The 26,532-nt window shown below is 37.4% G+C and carries 27 protein-coding genes and 2 pseudogenes; 19 read left to right on the top strand and 10 right to left on the bottom strand.

Going from position 1 to position 26,532, the window contains the following annotated elements; translation table 11 throughout:
* Positions 1 to 129 precede the first annotated feature (129 nt).
* On the bottom strand, positions 130 to 900 hold the full coding sequence (locus J7I96_RS18425) for a sporulation protein (protein WP_214924289.1): 771 nt from the start codon (positions 898 to 900) through the stop codon (positions 130 to 132).
* A gap of 411 nt (positions 901 to 1,311) precedes the next feature.
* On the opposite strand from J7I96_RS18425, the gene J7I96_RS18430 reads away from it, so the two are divergent.
* Together J7I96_RS18430 and J7I96_RS18435 are read left to right on the top strand one after the other, a co-directional pair.
* A complete protein-coding gene (locus J7I96_RS18430; protein WP_214924287.1) occupies positions 1,312 to 1,695 on the top strand; it encodes a cupredoxin domain-containing protein in 384 nt (127 codons plus the stop codon).
* A gap of 159 nt (positions 1,696 to 1,854) precedes the next feature.
* Positions 1,855 to 2,418: a hypothetical protein gene (locus tag J7I96_RS18435; protein WP_214924285.1), complete on the top strand. Its 564-nt coding sequence runs from the start codon at positions 1,855 to 1,857 to the stop codon at positions 2,416 to 2,418.
* 33 nt (positions 2,419 to 2,451) lie between these two features.
* Here J7I96_RS18435 and J7I96_RS18440 read toward each other — a convergent pair whose 3' ends face one another.
* Positions 2,452 to 3,867 (bottom strand): PQQ-dependent sugar dehydrogenase, encoded by a 1,416-nt coding sequence (locus tag J7I96_RS18440; RefSeq protein ID WP_214924283.1) that lies wholly within the window; start codon positions 3,865 to 3,867, stop codon positions 2,452 to 2,454.
* A gap of 359 nt (positions 3,868 to 4,226) precedes the next feature.
* On the opposite strand from J7I96_RS18440, the gene J7I96_RS18445 reads away from it, so the two are divergent.
* Entirely contained in the window at positions 4,227 to 4,502 is a 276-nt protein-coding gene (locus J7I96_RS18445) for an ArsR/SmtB family transcription factor (protein ID WP_214924281.1), read from the top strand.
* A 107-nt stretch (positions 4,503 to 4,609) separates the two neighbouring features.
* On the top strand, positions 4,610 to 4,993 hold the full coding sequence (locus J7I96_RS18450; protein WP_214924279.1) for a VOC family protein: 384 nt from the start codon (positions 4,610 to 4,612) through the stop codon (positions 4,991 to 4,993).
* Between the two features lie 114 nt (positions 4,994 to 5,107).
* On the opposite strand, the gene J7I96_RS18455 is transcribed toward J7I96_RS18450, so the two are convergent.
* The 3 genes and pseudogenes from J7I96_RS18455 to J7I96_RS18465 form a co-directional block, all read right to left on the bottom strand.
* Entirely contained in the window at positions 5,108 to 5,263 is a 156-nt protein-coding gene (locus J7I96_RS18455; RefSeq protein WP_164468797.1) for a hypothetical protein, read from the bottom strand.
* A gap of 175 nt (positions 5,264 to 5,438) precedes the next feature.
* Positions 5,439 to 5,996, bottom strand: coding sequence for a hypothetical protein (locus tag J7I96_RS18460; RefSeq protein ID WP_214924277.1), 558 nt, complete (start codon positions 5,994 to 5,996; stop codon positions 5,439 to 5,441).
* 36 nt (positions 5,997 to 6,032) lie between these two features.
* Positions 6,033 to 6,446, bottom strand: a pseudogene (locus J7I96_RS18465) (IS1595 family transposase); the annotation flags it as partial.
* A gap of 371 nt (positions 6,447 to 6,817) precedes the next feature.
* Here J7I96_RS18465 and J7I96_RS18470 point away from each other — a divergent pair.
* Both J7I96_RS18470 and catA read left to right on the top strand, forming a co-directional pair.
* On the top strand, positions 6,818 to 7,906 hold the full coding sequence (locus J7I96_RS18470; protein WP_214924275.1) for a glycosyltransferase: 1,089 nt from the start codon (positions 6,818 to 6,820) through the stop codon (positions 7,904 to 7,906).
* A 720-nt stretch (positions 7,907 to 8,626) separates the two neighbouring features.
* On the top strand, positions 8,627 to 9,274 hold the full coding sequence (catA, locus tag J7I96_RS18475; RefSeq protein ID WP_214924273.1) for a type A chloramphenicol O-acetyltransferase: 648 nt from the start codon (positions 8,627 to 8,629) through the stop codon (positions 9,272 to 9,274).
* 569 nt (positions 9,275 to 9,843) lie between these two features.
* Here the strand turns inward: catA and J7I96_RS18480 are convergent.
* The gene (locus J7I96_RS18480) at positions 9,844 to 11,301 is read right to left on the bottom strand and encodes a S8 family serine peptidase (RefSeq protein ID WP_214924271.1); all 1,458 of its coding nucleotides are present in this window, start codon (positions 11,299 to 11,301) and stop codon (positions 9,844 to 9,846) included.
* A 277-nt stretch (positions 11,302 to 11,578) separates the two neighbouring features.
* Here J7I96_RS18480 and J7I96_RS18485 point away from each other — a divergent pair, with 277 nt between their 5' ends.
* From J7I96_RS18485 to map, 3 genes are all read left to right on the top strand, one after another.
* Positions 11,579 to 12,211, top strand: a complete 633-nt coding sequence (locus J7I96_RS18485; RefSeq protein ID WP_214924269.1) for a LysE family translocator — start codon at positions 11,579 to 11,581, stop codon at positions 12,209 to 12,211.
* Positions 12,212 to 12,511: 300 nt separating this feature from the next.
* Entirely contained in the window at positions 12,512 to 12,745 is a 234-nt protein-coding gene (locus J7I96_RS18490; protein WP_214924267.1) for a cyclase, read from the top strand.
* 265 nt (positions 12,746 to 13,010) lie between these two features.
* Positions 13,011 to 13,751 (top strand): type I methionyl aminopeptidase, encoded by a 741-nt coding sequence (gene map / locus J7I96_RS18495; RefSeq protein WP_214924265.1) that lies wholly within the window; start codon positions 13,011 to 13,013, stop codon positions 13,749 to 13,751.
* Positions 13,752 to 14,091: 340 nt separating this feature from the next.
* Here map and J7I96_RS18500 read toward each other — a convergent pair whose 3' ends face one another.
* Positions 14,092 to 14,673 carry a pyridoxamine 5'-phosphate oxidase family protein gene (locus J7I96_RS18500; protein ID WP_214924263.1) on the bottom strand — a complete coding sequence of 194 codons (582 nt, stop codon included), beginning with the start codon at positions 14,671 to 14,673 and terminating at the stop codon, positions 14,092 to 14,094.
* 289 nt (positions 14,674 to 14,962) lie between these two features.
* Between J7I96_RS18500 and J7I96_RS18505 the strand changes: the two genes are divergently transcribed.
* Positions 14,963 to 16,165 carry a macrolide family glycosyltransferase gene (locus J7I96_RS18505; RefSeq protein ID WP_214924261.1) on the top strand — a complete coding sequence of 401 codons (1,203 nt, stop codon included), beginning with the start codon at positions 14,963 to 14,965 and terminating at the stop codon, positions 16,163 to 16,165.
* A 373-nt stretch (positions 16,166 to 16,538) separates the two neighbouring features.
* Here the strand turns inward: J7I96_RS18505 and J7I96_RS18510 are convergent, their stop codons facing one another.
* Entirely contained in the window at positions 16,539 to 18,701 is a 2,163-nt protein-coding gene (locus J7I96_RS18510; protein ID WP_214924259.1) for an immunoglobulin-like domain-containing protein, read from the bottom strand.
* 509 nt (positions 18,702 to 19,210) lie between these two features.
* On the opposite strand from J7I96_RS18510, the gene J7I96_RS18515 reads away from it, so the two are divergent.
* The 5 genes and pseudogenes from J7I96_RS18515 to J7I96_RS18535 all read left to right on the top strand — a co-directional run bounded on the left by J7I96_RS18515 (position 19,211) and on the right by J7I96_RS18535 (position 22,541).
* Positions 19,211 to 19,855, top strand: coding sequence for a Type 1 glutamine amidotransferase-like domain-containing protein (locus tag J7I96_RS18515; RefSeq protein ID WP_215048102.1), 645 nt, complete (start codon positions 19,211 to 19,213; stop codon positions 19,853 to 19,855).
* Positions 19,856 to 19,920: 65 nt separating this feature from the next.
* Positions 19,921 to 20,217: a hypothetical protein gene (locus tag J7I96_RS18520; protein ID WP_214924255.1), complete on the top strand. Its 297-nt coding sequence runs from the start codon at positions 19,921 to 19,923 to the stop codon at positions 20,215 to 20,217.
* A 37-nt stretch (positions 20,218 to 20,254) separates the two neighbouring features.
* Positions 20,255 to 20,752: an SRPBCC family protein gene (locus J7I96_RS18525; RefSeq protein ID WP_214924253.1), complete on the top strand. Its 498-nt coding sequence runs from the start codon at positions 20,255 to 20,257 to the stop codon at positions 20,750 to 20,752.
* A gap of 456 nt (positions 20,753 to 21,208) precedes the next feature.
* Positions 21,209 to 22,108, top strand: coding sequence for a DMT family transporter (locus J7I96_RS18530; RefSeq protein ID WP_214924250.1), 900 nt, complete (start codon positions 21,209 to 21,211; stop codon positions 22,106 to 22,108).
* A 20-nt stretch (positions 22,109 to 22,128) separates the two neighbouring features.
* Positions 22,129 to 22,541: pseudogene (locus J7I96_RS18535) on the top strand (VOC family protein).
* A 58-nt stretch (positions 22,542 to 22,599) separates the two neighbouring features.
* Here the strand turns inward: J7I96_RS18535 and J7I96_RS18540 are convergent.
* A complete protein-coding gene (locus J7I96_RS18540) occupies positions 22,600 to 22,917 on the bottom strand; it encodes an SDR family oxidoreductase (RefSeq protein ID WP_396020116.1) in 318 nt (105 codons plus the stop codon).
* Between the two features lie 317 nt (positions 22,918 to 23,234).
* On the opposite strand from J7I96_RS18540, the gene J7I96_RS18545 reads away from it, so the two are divergent.
* The 4 genes from J7I96_RS18545 (at position 23,235) to J7I96_RS18560 (ending at position 25,471) form a co-directional block, all read left to right on the top strand.
* Positions 23,235 to 23,498 carry a hypothetical protein gene (locus J7I96_RS18545; RefSeq protein ID WP_048683899.1) on the top strand — a complete coding sequence of 88 codons (264 nt, stop codon included), beginning with the start codon at positions 23,235 to 23,237 and terminating at the stop codon, positions 23,496 to 23,498.
* Positions 23,499 to 23,550: 52 nt separating this feature from the next.
* A complete protein-coding gene (locus J7I96_RS18550) occupies positions 23,551 to 23,745 on the top strand; it encodes a hypothetical protein (protein WP_214924248.1) in 195 nt (64 codons plus the stop codon).
* Positions 23,746 to 23,939: 194 nt separating this feature from the next.
* The gene (locus tag J7I96_RS18555; protein ID WP_214924246.1) at positions 23,940 to 24,944 is read left to right on the top strand and encodes a phosphotransferase enzyme family protein; all 1,005 of its coding nucleotides are present in this window, start codon (positions 23,940 to 23,942) and stop codon (positions 24,942 to 24,944) included.
* A gap of 11 nt (positions 24,945 to 24,955) precedes the next feature.
* Positions 24,956 to 25,471: a GNAT family N-acetyltransferase gene (locus J7I96_RS18560; RefSeq protein WP_251029196.1), complete on the top strand. Its 516-nt coding sequence runs from the start codon at positions 24,956 to 24,958 to the stop codon at positions 25,469 to 25,471.
* Positions 25,472 to 25,553: 82 nt separating this feature from the next.
* On the opposite strand, the gene J7I96_RS18565 is transcribed toward J7I96_RS18560, so the two are convergent.
* Positions 25,554 to 26,351, bottom strand: coding sequence for a peptidoglycan-binding protein (locus tag J7I96_RS18565; protein ID WP_096341090.1), 798 nt, complete (start codon positions 26,349 to 26,351; stop codon positions 25,554 to 25,556).
* Positions 26,352 to 26,532: the final 181 nt, after the last annotated feature.

Below are 26,532 nucleotides of genomic sequence, written 5' to 3' on the forward strand. Positions count from 1 at the left end.
ACCTGCTAATCTAGGATAATAGTTCTTCTTTTGTCTATACTGTCTATTAATATGGTATAGATTGGAGAGAAACAGGTATGACCTTAACTGATGTATGGGGTTTATATAAGGCAGATAAGCAAATCCAATTTATCGAGAATAACGGGATAGTATATCCATCAGTTCTTGCTTAGCTGTTTCTACACTTTCTTTTTGGAAATGTTTGTATTGCACTCGGATCTTGGATTCATCCATTCCTGCTGCACTTTCCAAAAAGCCAGAAAGTCCTCTTGCTTTTCTATCCACTTCGATGAATAAATCTACGGATCGAGCGTCCGCGACGAATCCGATTTCAACTTCATCAAGGCTTCTTTGGAATGGACCGCTATTTGGCTTGTATTCGAATTCCTGAAAGACACCCGTTTTGCTACGTTTGAAGGGTACATTTTTCACTTTGTTCAAGTAAAACCCTAATGATTCGATTGCTTTTAGGAAGCTACTGACTGTTTCATTTCCCAATACGTTTATATAATCGTTATCTTTAGGGTCCAATGCGAACGTCACATCCATTTCCGTCTTCATCCACACAGACACGTCCCCTATCGTGATTGGCGTTTCGTACGGAAGTTGCAAGGAAAACGGAATCACCTTTTCTTCGCCTTTTTCAATGACGAATGCATCCGAAACCTTTATTTTGTAAAGGGTAACATCATCTAAATACTTACGGTCATCCTGTTCCCTCAAAACCTGTGTCATCACATGGATGTGCAGCCCATTGATTTCCTGTTGGGTGTTTCCGCCAAGGACAAACACGTTCCCTTTTACCGTTTCTCCTTGTTTGTATGAATCTTTTTCTAATCTTGTATCCACTTTAGCCGCACCGATTCCGATGCTGGCTTTCGTTTTGTCAAAAAATGACATGTGCATAATTCCCCCTTTGTAAGTCTATAAATAGCATAGCATAATAGATTCATGGGCGCCTCTAGAAGGGGTTCAAAGTTTAATGAGACATGAAAAAGTGAAACCACAAAAATTCATGCATATGCACCACACGTATAGGCGTTTGTATTAGAGTTCATCCGCGTGACTTAAGTGGCTATCTTAAAGCTTGGAAAGAATGGAGAGTGTATTTCCTTCCATTTATATTTATAATGGTAAAATGTCAAAAAGGACAATGAGACCATTGCAAAATCATAAGATTGGACTCCAGAAGATCGTCATTAATGGCGGTCTTTTTCTTTTCATTTATTTGAAAGCGCACTGCGACCAAATTAATAGTAATAATATTTTATGAATTAGAAAAAGATAGGGTAAGGGAAGGAGGGATTGCGAATGTCAGTGAAAAAGTGGGTAACGGGGTTGGTCGTTGCGCTTGCAACGGTTGTAGTTGTGACATCTCTAGGATCATTCGGCGTATCTGCCGAATCCCGTGTTGTAGCTCAACCTGCGGTGAAATCGATTGAGGTCGACTTGAACGATGATTTCTTTAATCCGGAAGTCATCACTATTCCGAATGGAACAGCCACAACGTTGATTTTGAAAAACAAAGGTAAGAAAGAGCACACCTTCACAGTGGAAAAGCTCGGAATTGACGCTGAGGTCCAGGCAGGTAAAGAAAGAACCATTACCGTGCAACCGAAACAGCCGGGTACATATGAACTGATATGCCGGTACCATTTCCAGGAAGGAATGGTTGGAAAAGTGATTGTCGAATAAAAGGCAGGGCCAAATATGGCCTTGTTTTTTTATTAGACAAAGGAAAATCATTTTTCATTTCAGGATATGGGTGTTGGATCATGAATAATGGTTCCACCTCTAATGAATGGCAAATATAATGTATGGTAACGTATAAACCATTTAGAAAGAGGTGGAAAGGTGTATTTTTTTAAACCTATTTCTGATGAGGTTCGTTTATTTCAAATCATATTCAATAAACATAAAAAAACGATGAAGCTCATTTTAGTGTCCATTTTTGCTTGCATTGCTGCCATACTTCAGGCTGCTCCAGGCTTTTTACCAGGTATCGGATATTTTATAAGTCCGCTAGCCACTGCACCTATTCTGTTAGGTTCGATGCTTTCCATTCCATTTGGAGTGGTGTCCTACCTTTTGACAATTATGTTGTTATTCATCCTACAGCCAACTGAACTCATTGTATTTCTTTTTACAACAGGATTGTTGGGACTTGGCATAGGGGCATCTTTTTCTTTTTTAAGGAAGAGAGTAAGTGTTATTGCTGCTGGTGCCATTCTTTTAATGTCAGGAATTATGAGTCTGCTATTTATTTTTCACTTTCCGGTTTTAGGTCCAGCCGTGTCTGTTTCCTATTCATTTCTGATAACTGCCTTTTTATTAGCTTTCATTTATAGCTGGTTTTGGGTTGAAGTTGCTTTAATCATTTTTAAAAGACTAAAAATGATTTTAATTTCGATTCATTAAATCAAATTACCATGATTAAGTAGAATCATATATTTAGGCTTCAACGATTTCAAAAATCGTACCTTGGTTAAAATCCTTTACTTTCATAGAGCCATAAACCCCTAAATATAATCTGGTTTGATCCAGGTTCGTTCCCAAATTAACATAATAAGCTGATTGAGACCCAAAATCATAATCGGTCTGTATCACACTAAAATCATTTTGTTCACCATTTGGTCTTACGGTGGTATAAGCTAAAGCCCCTCTTACCTGAGGTTGAGATTCTTTCCGGGCAAGATCGGTAAACACAACGCTTCCTGTCAAAGCAGGGATTCTTTCCCCCATATAGGCTTGCACCCCTGTAAGTGCAGTTCCTCCAAACTTATCGGGTCTGGAATCTTCATGGAAATAACTGGTCAAAGGCTGAAGACGGCTCCCTGAAAGCGCAGCTGCTTCATTGTAATAAGCAATGGTTTTCTCATCCAAAGCCGGATTATTCGTGCACCTTTTTATAATTGATGCAGGAAAAGCACCTTCCCAGCCTCGCCAGCCCAAGTTAATAAACCCTTCTTTGTCAGGCTGAGAATTCATGAAAGGAGCTTGAACAAGCTCAGTAACCGGTATTGGTTTATACTGAACGAATGAAAAAATCGACTCGACCAAATTCTGGCCGACATTTCCCGCATATTTAATATACTGATTATAAAACCTTTGAAATGAAATGCCTGGTATATTGCGCACCCCTTTGGCCATTACCATGAGCGTTTCCTGAATGGGTGTGGGAAGCTCATTAAAACGAGTGACAATGGGTGGGTTATTGATGTATGGATTCTTACCTACATCCATTTCAATTATTTTACCAGCGATTTCGAGATCATCTTGGCTTAAGTTAAATGGATCATAGCCTGATCCGCCATCTCCGGTTGTTAAAACAAGTTTTCCTGTTTCAGGTGAAAAGTTTAAACTATTGACCCCATTATGATTTAAAAATGGTCTTCTTAAGTTAAGTAAAGTCCGTCGTTTTTTGGGTTGACCATTCGCTTGTAAAATCCATTCTTCAATTGTATCAATATGGTCATATTTAGTTTCTCTATTCATCCACCTTAGGTTTAATGTTTTGGGATCACACGGGTCAGGCTTAAAAGATTCAGAAAGAGCACCTGGTCCTTGTGTTCCGGCCACTGAATAATGGAGATAAAACAAACCGTTATAATAAAATTCGGGATGAAACGCCAGCCCCAGCAATCCCCGTTCATCATATCCGCCACCAGAAGCACCTAGTTTTAGGATTCGCGGGCGAATATCTAAAAAAGTCCTTATCTCTCCGTTTCCTATGTAAAAAATCTCTCCTACCTGGGTTGCAATAAATAATCTTTCAATGGAGTCACCCGGAAGTATAGTCGTTTTCAAAACAGTAGGTAAATTTATCTTACTTACAATGGGCCGTAAACCAACTTTCACTTTTATCAACTGATTTTGCCCCCCTTCTTATTGTTTTCTTTAATAAGAATATGATTAGAACTGTCCATTAGTACCAAATTAGGCAGGGGGGGAATCTGATAAGGCAATGCATCACTTTCCGTATGAGCGTAAGGAATCTAAAGGAGTGCGTTACTTAAGGGGCGGTTTAAGATGAAAAACTAAAACCAATACTTAAATTGTCTGCAATTATTGGAGATGAATGAGTGTTGGGGTTATTCATGATGGAGATAATAGATCAACATATGTATTTTTGGCTTTCTCGTTCAGGAATAGGTGCGATTGACACGCAACCATAAAGTTGCTTATGCTCATTGACACGCAACCATAGAGTTGCTTATAATCGGTGTATGTGGGATAAAGACGCTATATTCAAAGCACTCGGCGATTCGACTCGGCGGCTGATATTGGACGAACTAACAGAACGCAACGAGCTGACGTTGTATGAACTTACGGTACGTCTCATTACAAAGCACGACCTTGCCATTTCGCGACAGGCAATCGCTAAACATCTAGCTGCATTGGAAGATGCAGGACTCGTAAAATCAAAACGTAAGGGAAAATATCGAGTACTAATGTTCAACAACGAACCACTTAAAAACCTGCTGAAAGGATGGATAGAGTAATTTTATAAAATCGGAACAGGACTTCTGTCACATGTGTGTTTTTTCGGATTGGAGCCAAATTGTTTGCAGAGCACCAACGTGGTAAATATTAAAGGAGGCAAAAGATTATGAAAATCATTGTTACCAGTTTATTCGTACAAGACCAAGACAAGGCACTGGAATTTTATTCCGAAAAGCTGGGATTTGTAAAAAAGCATGACGTTCCCATGGGGAAATTCAGGTGGATTACGCTTGTTTCTCCCGACGATCATGATGGTACCGAGCTTTTACTTGAACCGAATGAGCATCCTGCCGCAAAGGAATATCAAAAGAAGATAGTAGCCGAAGGCATCCCGGCAACAATGTTTGGCGTTGCGGATATTCATAAAGAGTACAAACGACTACTGGAAAACGGCGTGAAGTTTACGATGGAGCCGACAAAAATGGGCGAAAGCACAATAGCTGTCTTCGATGATACATGCGGCAACCTTATTCAGATAATCCAGCAGTAACTTTATGTGAAATAGTGGTAAATAGGCTTTATATGATATTGTTGTCATTCTCCAATATAAATGGAACATTTTAAAAAAGTTCATAAACCGAAAAAATAACCCCGAAAATCGGGGTTATTTTTTATTTACTTGACGTCCACTTTTTTTTGAGCTCTGTGAACTTGTGTTTCCAATTTGAAATTCATTACCTAGTTCTACATCATTTCTTTTATCCTGTTTCTCGATTTGCTTTCTCGTTTGATCCTTGTTTTGCATCCCTTGTTTAGACAATACGTATCCATCTCGCTTTCAATGTTTATTGTTTTTAATATGCGCAAGTATAAGGAAAATACGTATTATTATTTAAATAAAAGGCTCTGTTAAATAATATTGTTGCTAAAAGAATATAAATTGAGGACCTCAAATCAGGTCCTTGATTTATATTCTATTTAAGCTAATCCGCCCATCAAATGTCACTGTTTTCCAAATCAAGCGAGTAGGCTTCCGATATATAGTGTGTAACTTTTCTAGGGGAGTTGTATTTGTCATTCTTACTAAATATAGTAAGTCCAACCTCGTGTACATCAATAAATGTATCGACCTTTTCAAAATCAAGGTTTTTAAATTCAATAGGTTTATCCCAGCTTCTTGTTGGAACTAAATTCCCTTCAGAAAGTCCCTGTCCAAAGAAAATAAACACGCTCAATCCATTTAAAACTAAATCAACCGTACAATCACAAATTACTTCTAGTATGTCAACCGAATCAACTTTGATAATAAAACCGTCAGAAGCAAATTTGTAGGAAGGGATTCTCTTTTCTAAAATAATCCTTTCAATGTGTTCAAAAATCACAGGTTCCAGCACAAAGAAAACAGGAAAGCTCATATTTTGAATCAACGTAAAAAGAAAGTCAGTTTCTATGTCTCTAATTCCAACATTGATTGATTTAAATATATCTTTGGGAAGGGCAAAATCATTTATTATGCTATCGTGTGAGCTTTGAACGAAATAATCTTTTTTCAATTTCTTCCCTCCTACTTAGGTTATTTTTAAGGCAAGCTATAACTTAAATGTCGATAGTCTTAATTTATCATAAGTAGCATCGGTGGATAACAAGCAGCTATCAATAACCATTTTGCTTACCGTTGTAGAATCATTACGGAATCTAATTAAATCCAGAAATTGAAACCAACTCAAATACTGGTCGAGGTATTTTGTTGCCACACCATTAAAACAGTCCATCCAACCTTTCAGACGGCTGTGATAGTTATTGACATTTTGGATATGGTAAAGCCCTTTTACACGTTCCTTCCCATCTGATTTGAAGGGATAGTGCTCTAATCCTTTAACTTTTGCATAGGTTTTGAAAGCCCGCCAAGCATCTGTACAAAGGGTATTCGATTTAGATAACTTGGAGCCGATTGCTTTCTCTAAGCGAGATTTTACGATACGTCCTTGCCCAATCACTTTTGATATAGAACAACAGTTCGTTTTTTCAAATATCAACATAATCGTTTAATATAGCCAAATAAAAAGAAGAAATTAGTTTAAGTCTGTTAATTATTGTATTTAAACGAACGCGGGCTTTAGCGCCATAGAGGGTCGCCAATTTGCGGCCTTTTGAATGTACGGTCTTAACAAAATCATACATTTGATGTAAAAACAAAATTTTAAACAGATTAGGGTTCTTCAGCAAAGGAATTATAACAAAATGCATTTGCAAAAAAATCTTAAATTTCCTGCAATGACGATTTTCCTTGTCATGACTTGAAATTAATTAGATCAGCCTAAATCCAGACATTATAGCAGGCAGGAACTAATATGCTGTTATTGGAGGTGGTTTAATGGGCGGGATTTCAATTAGCTTATGCATGATTGTAAAGGATGAAGAAGATTCCCTTCCTACCTGTCTTGCTTCTGTTAGGGAACTGGTCGATGAAATGATTATCATTGATACAGGATCAAAGGATGACACGAAACAAATTGCCTCAGCCTTCACTGATCATGTTTATGATTTTGAATGGATCGATGACTTTTCGGCGGCGAGAAACTTCGCTTTTTCTAAAGCGACAAAAGAATATATACTCTGGCTTGATGCGGATGATATTTTAACAGAAGAGAATAAGGAGAAATTTGCAACTCTGAAAAAAGAGCTTCCTCCTCACTTCGATTCTGTCATGATGTTTTATCATCTTTCTTTTGATGGGAATGGAAACCCCAGCTTCAGTTCCAGGCGGAACCGACTCGTAAAACGGGAGAAGAACTTCAATTGGATAGGATTCGTTCATGAGTATCTTGAAGTGACCGGACTCACATTTCAATCGGATATTGCCATACATCATAAAAAGGAAAAAAGCTTTAATGATCGTAATTTGAGAATTTACAAGAAGTCCCTTCAATCCGGAATGGATTTTTCACCGCGCGACAAATATTACTATGCGAATGAATGCAATGACCATGGTTTATATGATGAAGCCATCCAGTGGTATCGTAAATTTCTTGATGAGGGTAAAGGATGGAGCGAGGATAACATTCAAGCCTGCGGCAAGCTGGCGGACTGTTATATTCACTTAAAAGATTGGAGTTCAGCTGTTCAGAGCTGTTTAAAGTCTTTCGAGTACGATACACCAAGAGGGGAAATATGCTGCAGGCTCGGATTCATCCATATGGAGCAGCATGAATATGAACGCTCCATATTCTGGTACAATTTGGCGACGCGAATAGAAATACCAGAAACAAAAAGCCCTTTTATCGAGCGGAATTGTTACACATGGTTGCCGCATATTCAGCTTTGCGTATGTTTTGACCGCATCGGCAAGCTAGAGGAAGCAAAAAGGCATAATGAGTTAGCTGCTGAATACTTTCCGGATCACCCTTCCATCGACTATAACCGCAGATACTTTCAGAGTATTGAAAAAAAGGAAAAGAGCTGATTCCTTGAACGCCAAGGGATTAGCTTTTTTGCTTTTTGAAAGGTAATTTGATCTTTTAATCGTAAGAATATTGATTATCCTTAGACTAAATAAAAAATACAGATGATATTTCCCTCTTTTAGGAGGACGCTGGATATTTTACAAGTATAAAGGATTTGTGCAGTTTCACTGTTGTTACAAATTTCATAAAGTTGCGATAGCTAGTGGAACTACAGGGCCAACAGGAGATCCCGGCGCTTTCCTGTTGCTTCTACTAATGTTAATATTGCTGCTATCACTGGTACGACAACATATGAAATTAGAATCACTTTTACAGTTCCGTAATGAAAGTAACTCCATATCACAAACCATATCCTTTAAAGAAGGGTATGTTCTTTTTTTAGGCCATGAACTTTTAATGTACTGTATGTAGGCTGAGTATAGGTGCACGAATTTTAGTATGTGGGCATATCATATCCTCAACCTTGTCCATACCCCTTTTGATAAGAAGTTCTAATGCAGTGCTTGTGTTATTTGAGAAGAATAAGAAATAGTGATGCTTAATGCCCTATAGAACGGGCGAGGGGGGATTGTTAAAGAAAGTTCCCTGTAAGTTGATTTTAGTCTGGGAATATTTGATAATGTAAGGGTATAAATTCGTTTGCAAAAGGATGACTGTCATGAAAAAAGCAGAGGAAATAGCCTCCTAAATCAAATAAAACACATTAGGAGGCGTTGTATATGAAATTCAATAAAATTGATCGTGAAAATTGGGTTAGAAAAGAGTACTTTGAACACTATTTACAACAACAAACAACATTCAGTATAACGAATGAAATGAATATTACTGTTCTTATGGAAAACTTAAGAAAGAAGAATTATAAGTTATATCCCGCGTTTATTTTTATGGTTACAAAAATAGTTAATTCCCATCGAGAATTCAGAACCAGTTTTAACCAAGAAGGGAATTTAGGTTATTGGTCGGAAATTGTGCCTTCTTATACAATTTTCGATAAGAAGACAAACACATTTTCTAGCATCTGGTCACCAAATGCAAGTAGGTTTTCTGAATTCCATTCCCAGTATGAAAAAGATGTAGAAGAATACAATGGTACGGGTAGTTTATTTCCAAAGACCCCTATACCAGATAATTATATTCCGATATCCATGATCCCTTGGAGTTCTTTTACAGCATTTAATTTAAATATTAATAATGGTGGCGATTTTCTCTTACCGATTATAACTGGGGGGAAATATTCACAAATAAAAGATGAATGGTTCTTGCCTGTTTCGTTGCAAATTCATCATGCAGTTTCTGATGGTTATCATGCAAGTGTTTTTATGAATGAATTCCAAAGGTTTGCTGATGAAAGTGCAGATTGGCTTTAGTTGTTCATTGGGAAAATATCTAAAAGGGAACTGTGGAAGCAGTTCCTTTTTAGATAATTAAAAACACAGGTTTGTGTAAAGGGGGCGTTAGTTCAATAAGTAGATGTTTTTGGTGTGGTATTATATGGATATAAGAATGACTTACATTATTTAAAGGGAGATGATTTAATGTCATTTAATATTTTGATACCAATTATTATAATGGGTCTCATAATTCTTTGCGGCTTTGGAATTTTCAAGATTGCCAAAATCATGAAAAGGTAAGGCTAGCTGGCGGCCAGTACTTTATGAAACTAAAGGGTCAGGATAATTCCATAACACAAATTGGAAAATGTGTATTTGCTTGGACCAGAAATTGTAATTAAGCGATAAAACAAAAAAATCCCTACAATTATGTAGGGGATGAATTTTAACTGGTGAGTTGTGTTAATTAGAATATGTCTTCACGCATTTTATGTGTTTCCGTTTTTTATATTTCGGGCATGTAGCCTTTTTTGTTATGGATATATTTATCCCAATTACTGTTCGGGTTACCTTTCCTTGTACTATTAATATTTCAGAAATATAAGCTACTTCTTTATATTTTCTAATGCTCTATAAGCATTTGCTTCTCCTGAACCAAATAAAGCATCTTGTCCTTTCTTTCCATAGTCAAGAGTTGTTTGCTTAATGCGTGCGGATACTTGGGCTGGTTTATACTCCGGATGAGCTGCCTTAATTACTCCTGCAATTCCAGCTACTTGAGGAGTGGCCATGGAAGTACCGGCATTAAACTCATATGGAGTACCTAAATAGGTAGGCCAAGTACTTAGGATTAAGTTACTTGGATCAGCCGTCGCAGGGTCATTGGTTGCTGCGTATTCAGGCCCGTAATCTCCTCCGGGAGCTGCCACGTCAATAGCACTGTTTCCATAATTAGAGTAGAAAGCAAGCTGTTGAGTTGACCATTTTGTGGAGGCAGACACATTAATGACTCCTGGCATCTGTGCCGGTACTACAGTTGCAGGCCCTTTCACGCTCATTCCATATGGTTCATACAATTTATTTAAAAATTCGTTAACTTCCTTCTTGTCATCTAAATTTAAACTTTCATTACCACTGCCGGCCACTACAGTTACTCCATTCTTTACTGCATATTGAATGGCTCTCTTCCAAAGTAACGTTTCAGCGATTGATTTATAACTTTCTCCTTCAATGGTCATTTTGTTATTATTATAGAAACGTAGAGACATATTAATAACATCTACCTTGTCATTTGTTGCTGCAATGATCCCATCTATTATCCAAGTTGGTAATCCAAGGGCTTGCTCTGAGTATAATGCGCGATAGGCCCTGATTCCTAAATCTGGCCCTACACCCTTTACTTTACCATTTGCGCCAATGATCCCGGCAACGTGAGTGCCGTGCCCGTTGCGATCTTTTATATCAGTGGGATCACCTGTTTCAGATTCATCCATTCCAGCAGGAACAAGATTACGTCCGCCTATTATATTATTCTTTAAGTCAGGATGAGACTCATCAATTCCAGTATCAATGACTCCCACCACTGCTTTATGAGTCATGCTGCCATCTTTATTTTTATATCCGCCTGTTTCTAAATCATATGATTTCCCATCGTTGGTCACCCTCCGTATATCCCATTGGGAGTCCCAATAACTTTCAGAGTTTTGCTGGCTGATGATACTGGATCCATTGTTATAAGGGCTGACTGCTGTTTTGTCTAAGGTTAGGGGAATTTCCCTGTTAGCAGCTTCTATTGAAGAATTAGCTTTTAGGTTTTTAAGAAAAGAAGGCTCGTCAGATTGAGCTTCTATTCCTCCAACTTCGGGAAGGACTTTGGTTACTTTACCACCGGCTTTCCGTATTACCTCTTGATAATTCTCTGGTAATCCACCTTTAAAAGCTATTGCGTATGAGTCATTCATCTCCTGATTTTGACTCTTAGCTTGGGCAGGAACATCACCAACGGAAAGTATCCCTGCTCCTACTGCAATCGAAAGTACCGTATGTAGAATTTTCTTTTTCATATGTCTCCTCCTATATAATGGAAAATATTAACCATATACTATCTTAATATACAGCAACTTAAATTCCAAGTTTTTCTAATGAGTCTATTATTGAAATTGGCAGCTCTTTTTATTTATGAAATGATCGGGGCGGTTAGTTGAAGAAGGGAATATGTTAAGAAGCAATTTGAATCGTCTAACTTTAAGAGAAGTATTAAAAAAACAAAAAAATCTTTTCTTTTCATACAATTTTAACTATTATCAATAAGGGCACCAAAAAATAAAAAGAGGTGCTACAATGTACGGAATCATTAATTACGAGGTATTTTTACTAACAGGAATCCTATTAAATCTCATTCCTGGTGCAGACACAATGTATATTGTGGGAAGAAGTATTTCACAAGGAAGACAAGCAGGTGTTTATTCTGTTTTTGGCATTATTACAGGATCTTTAATCCATACGTTATTTGTTGCTTTGGGTTTATCAATCATCCTTACAAAATCTGTTATTTTATTTAATGCAATTAAAATTGTTGGTGTTATTTATTTGATGTACTTGGGAATTAGAATGTTGATCGATAAAACAAATGCAAATTTTGATATTGCTCCATCCAGTAAATTAAACATCAGAAAGTTATATATACAAGGACTTTTAACAAGTCTTACGAATCCAAAAGTTTCTTTATTTTTTATTGCATTTCTTCCGCAATTTATAGATACAAAGGTTTCAGGTCCTATTCCTTTTATCATTTTAGGACTTACTTTTACATTCACTGGATTTCTATGGTGTCTATTTATTGCAATTTTCTCTTCGCATGCTACAAAAAAACTAAGAGGAAACCAAAAGGTAGGAATGATTTTAAACAAAATAACAGGAATAATTTTTATTGGCATGGGGTTAAAGTTGCTGCAAACACAAGCTCCTCAATAACATTTAAAAAGCATTGCCCCCCTCATATATGTTATTAAAGGTTAAATCGGTTCATATGTAATAAACCCCTTTAGAATATACCCTAAAGGGGTTCTTGCTTATTCCTTTAAGTTGAGTAATCTGTTGGCTTTTTTTTGAGTAAAACATTATAGAACTAACAGGTGAATTAGTTGATGAAGGAAAATGTTTTTTTGTCTAGAATATGTCTAGTGGGAACTGTGAAAGGTGTAAAAACCCTGTGTCACCAAAAGGTTTATATATCAATGCACTTCAGTATCAATCAATATGAGGAGGGTTCAAATGGATAAAAGAGTTCAATTTGACTTTGAAATCAAGTTTACTAATGGCGGTGGGCTTCAAGGGCAGGAATTCCGCCTTGATATTGATGGAGATGACATCACTGACCAAGAGTTAGCCAAGTATATTGTAGAGGATATGAGGTTACTAATGGTTGGAGAAGTTAAGATATTTAATAAAAAGATCATTAATGAAAAACATAAACGAAAACCTGTTGATGAGAACCCCGGAAAGTAACCTGCTTCTTCAGCTAACAAGTGCCTTTGTAAAGATCGGAGCTGCCTTTAAGGCAGCTTTTTTTATGGAACTATTGGGGCAGTATAGTTGAAGAACGATTTAAGATGTTTCAATTAAGTTGGATATTTGAATGAGAATAAAAGTAGGGGGAAAAGAGGGGCATCGTACCCAATTATGTACATTGCTTTTATTTTTCGCTAAAATAAAGGGTATAATGAATGCGTATATAGTTTATTGATGATAAAAGATAATGAGGTAGAAAAAAATGATTGCAAAAACAGAAGATGATTTTAATGGTTTGAAGGAAATTGGCAAAATTATTGCCTCCATTAGAGATGAATTGGTACAAAGAACAATTCCGGGAATAACGACCAAAGAACTTGATGATATAGCCGGGGAACGTTTAGAAAAAGCGGGTGCAGTTTCAGCTCCAAAAGGTGAATATGATTTTCCTGGCTATACTTGCATCAGCGTAAATGATGAAGTGGCACATGGCATTCCGGGTGATCGGATTATTCGTGAAGGGGATCTAGTCAATATAGATGTATCTGCTTCAAAGAACGGTTATTTCGCAGATACAGGAATCTCATTTGTAGTAGGCGAAGGAGAAGAAGTATTAACGAAATTATGCGACGTCGCAAAAAAGGCATTCGAAGCGGGTCTTAAGAAAGCAAAACCCGGTTCCAAAAAAAGCAGAATCGGAAAAGCAGTGTTCGAAACAGCGAGACAGCAGGGATTCACGGTTATCAAAAACCTTACAGGACATGGTGTTGGACGTAGAATACACGAAGCACCTGACCATATTTGTAATTATTATGATCCATGGGATAATGAAATATTAAAGGAAGGGATGGTTATCGCATTCGAACCATTCATCTCAACCTTTGAAGAAGAAGTATTCCAAAAGGAAGACGGTTGGACCTATGCTACAGAAAAAAGCTATGTAGCTCAAGTGGAACATACGATTATCCTTACTAAAAATGGACCGATCATTGTCACGCTTTAATTCAAGCATAGACGGAATAGACGCGTATGCATATAAGTTGTTCGTCTGAAGTAACATATAATGTTTCTCGCATCTAAAGGAGTTGCTTTTGCAGCTCCTTTTCTTATGGAACTATAGGGGCAGGTTGTGCAAAGTTTCTTCGGACTGTTTCTTTAACAGACAATTTGTTCACCTTGTAATCGTTATTCCATATAATGAAAGTAGATAGGACAACTCTCTCCTGTCCTATTTATTCCCATCCGGTTCATTTGAAGTAACTATTCTTAGCGGCGAATAGTTACTTTTTTTAGTTACAAAGAATCTTCACCATAAGTCAAATGACAAAGGCTTATCATTAATTTTATTGTTTATTGGGCCTCGAGTCATTCGATAGTTTTTTCCCTAATGGTGTCAGAATGCCATCGATGGTGGAGGAATTCTTTTCACGTAAATATTTTTTCAGTTCAGCTTCACCCTTTTTCATGTTGGACCGATTCAATGTTTCACGTTCACTGGAGTAGGTCATGAAGGGTACACTATATCCGCAAGAGGTTTGCACTTTATGAATTTTAGCTAAAATGATTTGTCTTGCACCGGGCATCATTTCAAAATGACCTATCATCCGATCCCATTCTTCTGTTTCTGGCAGAATCACCTTGCCTGAACCATATAAGCGCAAGATCATCGGTGGACCTTCAAATGCACAAAACATAAAGGTGATCCGGGCATTTTCATTAATATGTCCGCTTGTTTCGTTACCGCTTCCAGTTAGATCCAAATACGCTATTTCGGTAGATGATAGGATGCGAAGGGTATCATACCCTTTTGGAGAAAGGTTTACATGACCCCACGCATCCAAAGGTGCCGTTGCAATAAAAAACAAATGCTGTTTCTTTATGAAGTTTTGATGCTCAGGTGACATTTCCGGAAAATACTTTGCCATCATTATTCCCTCCAAAGAAATCCATTATAAAATATAAGTTCTCTATTAATGAGTGGATCACCTTTTTCAGCTATACTCCCCTGATGAAAAAAGCGATAGCTACATACAGCGCCCATTTTCCCTTTGAGAATCCGGCTGATCTTTATGAACGATATTAATTTTAGATTACAAGGGTGAATAAGAATTTGAGATTTTCCAGTATTGTACTATGATAAATTTATATTGTTTGATTTTGGAAGGGTATGGGACAAAGACCAGACTCTTACAGAATCATTTAAGGAGTGGTAAAATGGCACGTGTTTTATTTATTAATGCTGGATCAGAAGGACATATCAATCCAACTATTGGCGTTGTGCAAGAGCTTATTTCGCGTGGAGAAGAGGTCGTGTACTTTACGATAGAAGCTTTCCGGGAACGTATAGAGAGGACGGGAGCTACTGTACGAACAATTGACGGTGAAAAATTTATAGAAGCTTTTCTCTCAGGGGGAAGAAATTATTTACTCGAAAGAATCAACGGTCTTTTACATACGGTAGATATCGTCATACCTAGCGTGCTTGAACAGATCAAAGGAGAGCATTTCGATTACATCATCCATGACTCCATGTTTGGCTGTGGACGTATGCTTGCCCAAATCCTTAAGCTTCCTGCAATCAATTCTTGTACTTCTTTTGCGCAGACAAAAGCATCATTCGATAAAATGCTGGAACAGCTTTCTAAAAAAATCACTCCAGAAATAGGTAAACCTATACAAGATGAATTTCAAAGACTGACGGCAATGGTGAAGGAAAAATATGATGTGGAGATCCATTCTGCTTACGAAGTTTTTTGTAATCCTGCACCACTTTCAATCGTTTATACAACAAGGGAGTTTCAACCTTTTAAAGAAGCATTCGACCAAACTTACAAATTTGTAGGTCCATCCATCTCTTCACGATTAAAGCAGGATAACTTTAACCTTGCTGATATCAAAGGAAAAAGTCCCCTTTACATTTCTCTTGGGACAGTTTTTAACCGATCTCTTGATTTTTATAAGCTTTGTTTTGAAGCATTTGGAAATAGCAATCACACGGTGGTCATGTCGGTCGGTCAACAAACCCCGCTAATTGAATTAGGAGAGATCCCCCAAAACTTCATTGTGAAAAACTATGTTCCACAAACGGAAGTGCTAAAATACACTAAATTATTTATCACACATGGCGGAATGAATAGTACCAATGAGGGTCTCTACTATGGAGTTCCGCTAATTGTCATCCCGCAAAGCGCGGATCAGCCGATGATTGCAGGGCAAGTTGCCAATATCGGAGCCGGTATTACACTACAAATGCAAAGCTTGACTGCAAACCAGCTGCGTGAGGCCGCAGATCATGTGTTAAACGACCCAACTTTCCATAAAACTGTTTCAAATTTAAAAGAATCCTTTCAAGAATCGGGTGGATATCAACAAGCTGTTGATGAGATTTTTGAATTTAAAAGACAATACGGTATTTAAAAATGAATGATGGAAAAGTGGTCTGCTATTTATATGGTTATCCTAAGAATAATGGATATTGCCGCTATATGCTTAATATTAAGGATGGTTTAAATTTCGAGGAGACAGAAACGAAGTGCCGTATATTTGAGAAAATAGGCAAGGGTTTAATTGAGGGTTGCTGCGGCAGCCTTTTTTTGTTGAGCTGAAGGGGCAAGTTAGCTCAACAAAGGAAGTAATGAATACTTATCAAATAAAACCTTAGAGCTTCTTACCAAGCTAATTTTAAAATTGCGGATAGTAAGACAGGGTTCTTTGATTTAAAGAATAGTGTATTAGAAACGAACCAATATAAAAAAGGGATTCTAATAGCTTAGAACCCCTATCGTTTTGGTTATTTAACAGTTATTTTCCTCTTCACTTCTGTTTTGTTTTTTGATTTATCAGTAACAGAGTAGGTTAATGTAAAAGTACCTTTTTTCTTTGTATTAACAGAACCTGTTACGTTAATCTTATTTGTTAAATTGCCATCCAGATTGTCTTTTGCTGTTACACCTTTTTTGGAACTGAATGATGAATGTAATTCAATCGTTTTACTCTTAGCTCCTGAAATCACTGGTTTAGTGCTATCAATCGTGATCTTTCTTGTAATAGTTGTTACGTTCTTTGAATTATCAGTAACCGTGTACTTCAATGTATAAGTACCCTTTTTCTTTGTATTAACGGTTCCGCTTACTTTAATTTTACTAGTCAAACTGCCGTCAACATTATCCTTCGCAGTCACACTTGTTTTTGGATTAAATGAAGAATTTAGTCGAACAGTTTTATTCGTGGCACCTAATATCACAGGTTTAACATTGTCATAAACAGTTATTTTTCTTGTGATTTTTGCTCCATTTCCTGACTTGTCTGCTACAGCGTAAGATAAATCATAGGTGCCTATTTTCTTTGTATTAACCGTACCAGTCACTTTTATAGCACTTGTTAAATCACTGTCAACATTATCCTTCGCAGTCACACTTGTTTTAGCATTAAAAGTTGAGTTGATAGGAATGGATTTCTTTGTTGTACCTGAAATTACAGGTGCCGTTTTATCTTTGACCGTTTTCGAAGGAAGGGAGAGTGACTTCCCGTTTTCATTTAATACCACTTGAACGATGGAATTTGCTTTTTGTTTACCGATATTTAATTTAAACATCGAGTCATTATTAAGCGTGAATTTCCCAATACTTTTCTTCGAGTTTGTTTTTATTTCTCCAGTTGTAGTCAATCCGTTAGAACTAAAACTTTTCTTCATCGAATTATTTGGAATGGGATTCGATTCCAAGAGATAGACTTCGGCCTCGTTCCCAAATGAACTTTGTCCAGTAATATAAGCATTGTTGTCTGAGAGTTCTTCAATATGGACTTCCTCTACTGAAGTATAACTATAATCATATTGATTCGTATTTGGCATTCTTGTTTCCACTTTTATTATTGTGTCAGGATCTAGTCCATCAACAGGTACGCCAAATCTTCCATTTTCATTAGTCGTACTTTCACCTAACTTGGTATTTTCTTCATCCAAAACGGTAATTAGACTATTTGCGGTTGCAGTTCCAGTTACTTCATTTGAAATCTGTGAAACTGGGTCAATTTCTGGTTTCGGCGACGTTGTTAATCTTAAAGTTTCAACACTAATCACATTTTCAAATTCTTCTTCATATAAAGTTAATGGTTTCAAATCTTTTAATGTTGTATTTTCATCGAAAGATTGTTTAATTACTCCCGTTGCTCCAGTTGAAAGAACATCCTTGTTTTTATTAAATAGACCACTATATTTTAGATTCGGCGGAAGATAAACGCTGATTGAATCTGACCATGTCGTAATTTTAGAAGTAGAAATAGGATAGTCAACCATAAACCAATCATATATGTCATAGGATGTGGCCAATAATTCATAGGTTTTTATTACCTTTCCTTTTGAAACCCTTATCTTTACAAAATCTCCTAGATGTATTTCGGGACATTCAAGGGAACTATAACTCCCTCCTGCGAAAACATTTTTTACGATCTTGTCATCGACTATTACCTCAATTTTTGAACCTTGACTCGCTTTATAGTAAATTCCAGTCATAGGTCTTTTGATCGGTGTTTGTCCAACTTCGCCTTGATCATCAATCATCATTTTACTGCCAAAAGAAATTGAAAAGTAAGCTTCAAGCGATGCTTTTAATACAAATACTTCATCAGAATCGATTAAGTTTCCATTGGGATCATACGTATTAATCGTAAAAGTGGTATTTGCTTGATGCTTTCCTACATATATTTTAAAAATTCCATCTTTATTCGATACTGCACTAAAAACTCCGTATCTCTCATCGTAGTAGTTTTTGCCCACATATTTCACTCGTGTGTTTGGTGTTGTCGTACCAGAAACTACTTCGTCAGCAGAGTAAAAATGATTAACCTTTGTCACATCATCTTGAGCAGAAACTTTCCATGTAGAAAAATTGAATGTGCTAAGAAATAGAAGTACTGACAAGAATAAAATAATAAAATTCCTTGTTTTTTTCATAAATCCCCCAAAATATTTATTTTTTCATTACCTTTTTTAGTATAGTTTATTTTTTTATAAAGTTGGATTTTTTTCTCAAAATAACCCTAGTTTTGTAATTTTTTATTTCATTTCTTGCTTAAACATACTGCCCCTTTAGCTACGTAAGATAAAGACAACCGCAGCACTCCTTATTACTGAGGTAAAGAAATTTAGTCATTAAGTTATGAATAACAGTTATTAGTGAAAGGATCTTGGCAATCAATAGGGGGATGTGTTGGTTTCTTTAATCCTAGTATTCAAACTATCGTAAACATAGGTGTTACTAAACGTATATCATCACTAAAATAGTTGATGATGTTATATAACTAACGGATGTGCTTTAGCTGATTATCGGGGCTATCTTTATGACAGCTTTTTCTATGCAACTGTCGGTGCATATTAGCTAAAGAGTAGTTACATATAAAGGTATTGTCTTTTTTACATAGAATATTTTAAGAGAATAGCATGTGAATAAAAGGGGGACATATATGGACATTTGTTTAATTGGCGGGGGGAATCACACGAATAATGAATTAGGTGAAGTGTTCCTGGAACTTTCAAAAATGATTAAACCTGATGCTAAAATTTTAATAATCCCTTTTGCAACCGATAATTCCAGGTATGAAAGTTGGATGGCAAGTATTACACAAGCCTTTTCAATAATGGAGAATGTAAGCATTGAATTATTAAACGAAGACCTTTCAGATAAAGAAATGAAAAAATCTATAAAAGAACATGATATTCTTTACTTTATTGGTGGAAAGCCAGAAAGGTTAATCCATGTAATTGAAGAAAAAGGACTTACCCCAATTATCAAAAACTTTCAAGGGTTAATCATTGGATATAGTGCGGGTTCATTAGCTTTCGGCCATGATTGCATAATCACAAAAGATAAAGACTATCCAGAAACGATAGTGATCAAGGGCTTAGGATTAGTGAGGTTTAGCGTTGAGGTCCATTACGAGGATAATATAGATGGAGAATTATATCCCTTATCAAATGAACGAAAGATATATGCAATACCAAATGGAAGTGCAGTTTTCTGCAAGAACGGGGAACTATATAAAGGTATAAATGATTTCTATTCCTTTCAAAATATGAAAAAGGAAATAGTGAATTCCAAAGTCTTATAGAACTGTTAGGGTAAGCTGCGGCAGCATGGTCGCAGGACGCTAAGGATAGAGAAAAGGAGACTGCAATGAAAGTAAATTTAATGATCTTCATTACATCAATAAAAGAACAAGAAAAGAATAGGCTGATGATGAAAACATTCGATTCCGATATTCGTCCTGTTACAGGGGATATAATCGATGATCCCGGGTTCGATCCACGATTTCATAATGGATATGAAGTTGTAAAGGTTACCATAAATTATGCTTCGAATGAATGTTTGGTATCCCTGCACCCGCTTGCGATCGAAATCGAGGAAATAAGGATGGAAACTTATTTGGAGAAACTGGAAGCAAACGGTTGGCGTGCTGTCTCAAAAGAATAATGGAAAAGTATGTAAAAATGATATAAGGAGTATGTAAATGGAAAAATACTCAACAACCACTTTAAAGATGATTAGAAATTTTGATGTAATGCCTGAAAGGGTATTTGATGCATGGGTGGACCCTGGGATGATGAGAAAATGGTTTTTTACATTGGAGGGGACAAATAAAGTGGCACAAAATGAGCCTCAAGTGGGAGGAGCTTGGGAGATTATTGATCATCGCGAAGGAAAAGATTATCGGGCGATAGGGGAGTACCTTGAAATGGACCGTCCCAATAAATTAGTGTTCACGTTTAAAATGCCGCAATTCAGTGAAGCGGCAGATACAATTACAGTTGAACTGAAAGAACTTCAAAAGGGCTGTGAAATGACATTTTCACAAAACATCATTGTTCCTCATGAAGAAAATTGGACACAATCCGATATCGAAAAAGCTCTCGGAGAGTATCACGATGGATCTGAACATGGCTGGAATTTAATGTTCATGGGCCTGAAGGAATTGGTCGAAACTGGACAAGTCAACTATAAAGGCTAATAGTCGTTGGCCACAGTTTTTAGACAAAAGGGAATCGGAATGGCACCCCGAACAAAGCAGACTTGGAATGGAAGGAAGAAATTCGTGACACTCCTGCCGAAAAACTGACTAGGCGAGACCCTATAGGCGCTTGCTTTGATGCGGCTAGGCAGACAGTCGGCGGAAAGGGAGCGGATTTCTGAAATCAACTGCAACTTTTTTTAAAACTGTAGAAAATCAATTACCGAGTTTGTGCTAATGGTCGTTTGCCAATGAAAAGCTCTCCAAATTAACTGGAGGGCTTTTCGGAATGTATGTTTAAATATTGACAATTCCCTTCGAATTGGTAATATTTACTTTATTATTACATATGTGATTTTTAATAGAAGGCGGTTAAATTATGGATGGGAAAATCAGTTGCGACGAGTCTAATAAACTGATAGTAAGTGGGCAATATCGCAAATTGGTCATGTTATTATGACAAACTTTATGTACATATTTTGTTTATTAGTATGGGGACTTAATTTTATTGCCGTCAAGATTCAAGGTACACCTGTGAGTTTAGAATTATCTTTAACCTATCGTTTAGGTTTGACGGCCATCCTATTTTTCATTTTATTGTGCATGCTTAGACCTAAAGGAAAACCCAAGAAAAAGGATGTTCCATTCATTATTGCGTTTGGAGTTTGTAATTTTGCTTTAAGCTATTTATGCCTTTATTACGCCACTATCTTAAGTTCAGCAGCAATGGTTACGTTAATTTTTTCGTTGAAAGTCATTTTAACGCCCATTGCCCTTCGTGTTTTTTTGAAGGAACCATTGCATTCACGTATCATAATTGGCGGGATAATTGGTGTGCTGGCTGTTTGTATTGTTATTTATCCGAGCTTACATGATATTCATGGGTTCAATGATATAAAGGGCATCATGATGGCCGTTCTTGGTACCATCCTCACTGCATTGGGCGATGCAAGCTCGGCTAGAAATGCCAGGGAGAAAGTGAACCCAATCTATGCCAATGTACTTGGATTTGCAGCAGGAGGAATTCTTTTGGTGGCCATTGTGTTCATCCAAGGACAAGCAGTCATTATACCGACATCCATTACATATTTATCGGCTTTGTTGTATTTAACTATATTCGCTTCCTTTGGAGCCTGGCTATTCTACCTCAAGCTTGTAGAAAAGATAGGTGGGGCGAAAAGTGGATACATGGTTGCCCTTTTTCCAGCAATTGGAGGTATAGCTTCAGTGATGATTGGTGAATCAGATCCAACCATTTTCTTGGGAGCCGGCTGTCTTTTCAGTTGCTTAGGTGCGGCGATTGCATTAGGTTTTGGCATGAATATTGGAAAGAGTAATTTGAAAGAAGAAATTTAATTCCAGAGAGGGATGGGACAATGGAAAGTAAATGGCCAACTGATATGAAAGTAGCGCAGATCCGGGTTGCACGTCCTACTGATCAATTAAAAAAGATAGTAAACTTCTATTGTGATGGATTAGGTTTGAAAAAAATCGGTTCTTTCGAAGGGCACGAGGGATATGACGGCATCATAATCGGACTTCCGGATTCCAGCTATCATCTGGAGTTCACTCAACATGAAGATGGCAGTCCTTGTCCTGCCCATCAAAAGATAATCTGCTTGTCTTTTATATTCCTGAACGTAAAACCATTGAGGAAATCACGAATAGGTTGAAAGGTATGGGCTATGAACCGGTTTCACCGGAAAATCCATATTGGGAAAAATCAGGTGTCACCATTGAGGATCCGGATGGTTGGAGAATTGTATTGATGAATTCGCCCGGTATATGAAATTAATTTTCAAAAAAAAAGCGACCGAAAAGCACCATGCTTTTCGGTCATTTTGGGTTTATGAGGACATCGTGATCTCGCCATTGATGTGAATGCACTGTCCTGTTATATAAGCACCTTCATCAGATGCCAGCAGCACATAGGCGCCTGCATGATCTGCCGGCTGCCCAGGGCGGCCAAGCGTTGCCTCTGTACCGAACTCGGCAACGGATTGTTCGTCGAACGTCGCCGGGATGAGCGGAGTCCAAATCGGGTAAATCGCTAAATTCACGAGTAAAAGCGTGGAACTCACGAGTAAATCGGCAAAATTCACGAGTAAAAGCGTGAAATTCACGAGTAAAATGGCTAAACTCACGAGTAAACGCCGATTCGACAAATAAAGCGTGAAAAATTCACGATTAAATGCCCCAATCCACGCATAATAGCCCCAAACTTACTGGAAATTCTCCAAAACTGGTTTGTTTCAATACAATTGGCTGAATAAAGGTGTAAAGGAGATTGAGGAAGGCAATGATTTTTCCTTTCGTAAGCAGTTATTGGTTTTGGCGGATTTTTTTTATCGTAATCAGTTTATTCATCATTTTTACAACTATAAATTCATTTTTACGCTAAAAATTTTGTAATGATTTATTTAGCCTTGGACATACTTAAGGAAGATATCAATAAGTAACATTTAATGAAGGAGGAAACCCAATGGCTAACGAAAATATCCAAATGAAAATGGAACATATTTGGCAGGATACATGTGGATCATGGGAAAATTGTACGGAAACTACAATTCAGTCATTTTTGGCAAAATCTCAAGAAAGCAATATAGACCCGCAATATTGCATGAGCTGGGTGGAACAGCATAAAGCCCAAATACCTGAGTGGGATGCCGTCTCAAAAGTATCGCTTGACTGGGTTAATCAACATACCTCAACGGGTTCACCCATTTCAATCAAGGATGATTATTAAAAAGCTGCTTCTGAATGGTTCGAATTCTACTATGGTTAAGAGGTGAAAATAGTTGTCAAATCATGATGAACAAAATGGGAAATCAATTCGTCGGGATCCAGATTACAGAGTTAATGAGTGGGATGAAATGAATGGTGAAGATAAATTTGTACAATCAGCCATCCAAGCGGATTTCAATAATCCAGTAATCGAAGAAACGATCTTGAAGTTCAATAAAATAGCGAATGAAGAAGAAAAGGATACCTGATTTTGGACGCGCCCTATAGGGCGTTTTTTTTTTGAGAAAGACGAAGGAGCGTTATTATGCAAAAGAACATATCTTTACTTTTTAGATTTATAAAATACAAATAAAGGGAAAAGGCATCTTGGTATCGTATAAAGTATAGTATAAATCGTTTTTATTTAATAACGTTGGCAATATCATTTATGGGAGTGAGAATCATGGAAGCAGCGGTAGAACGAATTTTTTCTAATGAATTGGTGAAATTGGCGGGGGATTTTTTTCAAGTGAATGCTGGGAATCCGGTTAAACTTGGAGATGCAGAGAACTACGTATTTGAGGTTTACAGGGATGGAACGCCATATATCTTAAGAATGACCCATCAATCACATCGTACAAGAGATCAAGTGCTTGCGGAGTTAAAGTGGATTGAGCATTTACAGAATAATGGAAGTGAAATTCCTAAAGTTCTCACTTCAAAAGAAAAGAACTTAGTTGAAAATGTAGAGGGCGCGGATGGTACGGAATTTTATTGTTGCCTGTTTGAAAAAGCTCCTGGTGTTAGGATGAATGTCACTGATGAACATTTCGATGGACCTTTATTTTTTGAATGGGGAAGGACCATTGGCCAAATGCATAAACAAACAAAAAGCTATAAGCCAGAAGCGAAATATAAACGGCTGGATTGGTACGAAGAGGAATTATTGAATGTCCAGCTCTATCAATCCGATGTACCGGAGCAAGTGATCCGCCAACAAGAAGTAATCAAGCAGAAATTAAATGCCCTTCCGGTTCATCAAGATAATTTTGGCTTGATTCATTCTGATATACATAACGGCAATTTCCATTATCATGAGGGGAGGATTCATGTTTTTGACTTTGATGACTGTTCATATCACTGGTTTGCCAGCGATTTGGCTATCCCTCTGTACTATCTGATGTGGAGTTTGGAACGTGAAGGGATAAAAGGGCTCGATGAATATGCTGCCAAGTTCATGAGGGAATTCATAAAAGGGTATGAGACGGAAAATATCCTGGCACCTGTGGAATACGAAACGATTCCTCTATTTTTAAAGCTAAGGGATTTAACGTTATATAATTTTTTTCATAAAAAGTATGATTTGAAGAATGCGGATCGTTCATTATCCAGCACCGTTCAAAAAATCGAACAAAGAATCATGGAAGGTCGAACTATTGTTCACTTCGATCCGAACATGGTTCATTAAGGGGGAGTGGGATGTCAGGTGAATATATGATCCGGACTGGTGTTTTGGAAGATGCGGAAGCGGTTTTGGATGTACAGAATTCCGTTATTTCCGAAGGTGAGTATTTTATTGCCGTATCGGAGGAGTTCAATAAAACACCTGAACAGCAACGAGATTGGCTACGAAGGTTATTGGAAAATGAACGGGAAACCATCATCGTGGCCGAAATGAATGATGAAGTGGTTGGATGGATTGCCTTTCAATCGGAAAATAGGAAGAGAATGTCCCACAAGGGCTCATTTGGGGTGATGATCAGAAAAAATTTCAGAGGGATGGGAATGGGAAAAGAGCTTATTGAAGCGTTATTGGATTGGGCGGAAGCCAATCCGTTGATTGAAAAGGTGAGTTTAGGAGTTTTTTCAACAAATCATCGGGCAATATCATTGTATAAACGGCTGGGGTTTGTTGAAGAAGGCCGGAAAATCAAGGAATTCAAGATGAGCGAAAGTGAATACGTTGATGATATTATCATGTACAAATGGGTTTGATCAGACCGAAAGAGCATGAATGGATTCATTACATGCTCTTTACGGTTTTGTTATGTATCTATTTTTAGTAAAACGTTATGCATTATCTAATTACTCTTACCTTCACTTGCTTTCTTCCCCACGTTAAAGCATCCGCTTCTTTCGCGATGAAGACATCGATTCTGTTTCCTTTGATCGCACCGCCCGTGTCTGCAGCGATGGCTTGTCCGTAGCCTTCGACTTCCACGATGGAGCCTAGCGGAATCACGTTCGGATCGACTGCTATCAGTTTGGCATCATCATATTTTTCTAAATCGACACCCATTCTTGTAGTGCCTGAACATCCTTCGCAGCTTGCTGTATAAGCTGTACTTGTAACCGTCAGTTCTTTAACGGCTGAACTTGCTGAACTGGCTCTTTCTTCTAATTTACTGAAGGTTCGTGCACCGGCGATACCGTCAGCGGATAATCCCTTTTGCTTTTGAAAGTTCATGACTGCTTGTTTTGTACCTGTTCCATAAATGCCATCGACCGTTGATGAGTAAACATCCCAGGCTTTCAACAGCCTTTGCAGTTCAGCTACAGGTCTTCCCATGTCCCCGCTTTTCAGTACCTGTATTTTCTGATTCGTTTGTGTTCCTGATATTCCATCGACTTTCAGTCCTGATTTTTCCTGAAACTTCTTTACGGATTCCTTTGTAATCGGTCCGTAGTAACCTGTTGCTTCATGATAGGGAAAAACCCCTTTTGTCAGTAATAATTCTTGTAATTCTTTAACATCACTATTACTCATTCCAAATGAAAGTGTGCGATCCAAAGCAGCGGCTTCGCCTTTAGTTGGCATGCAAACTCCTAGAATGAATACAGAAGCCGTTAGGATCGTTAATAAAATTTTCTTCATGTTTATCCTCCTTGTTGTTTCCTGCAATTAAACCATTCGTTAAACTATCACCCTTTTAGGCGCAGTTACGGAAAAACACCGCGAAGGCACTAAGTAATTGTTAAAACATGTAACAGAAAGAAAAGAAATGAGGCGGACATCGGGTTACCATATCCTTATTAATTGTAGAATTATGGAAAAA

The sequence above is a fragment of the Bacillus sp. ISL-78 genome, assembly GCF_018613455.1.
Classification (GTDB): Bacteria; Bacillota; Bacilli; order Bacillales; family DSM-1321; genus Peribacillus; species Peribacillus frigoritolerans.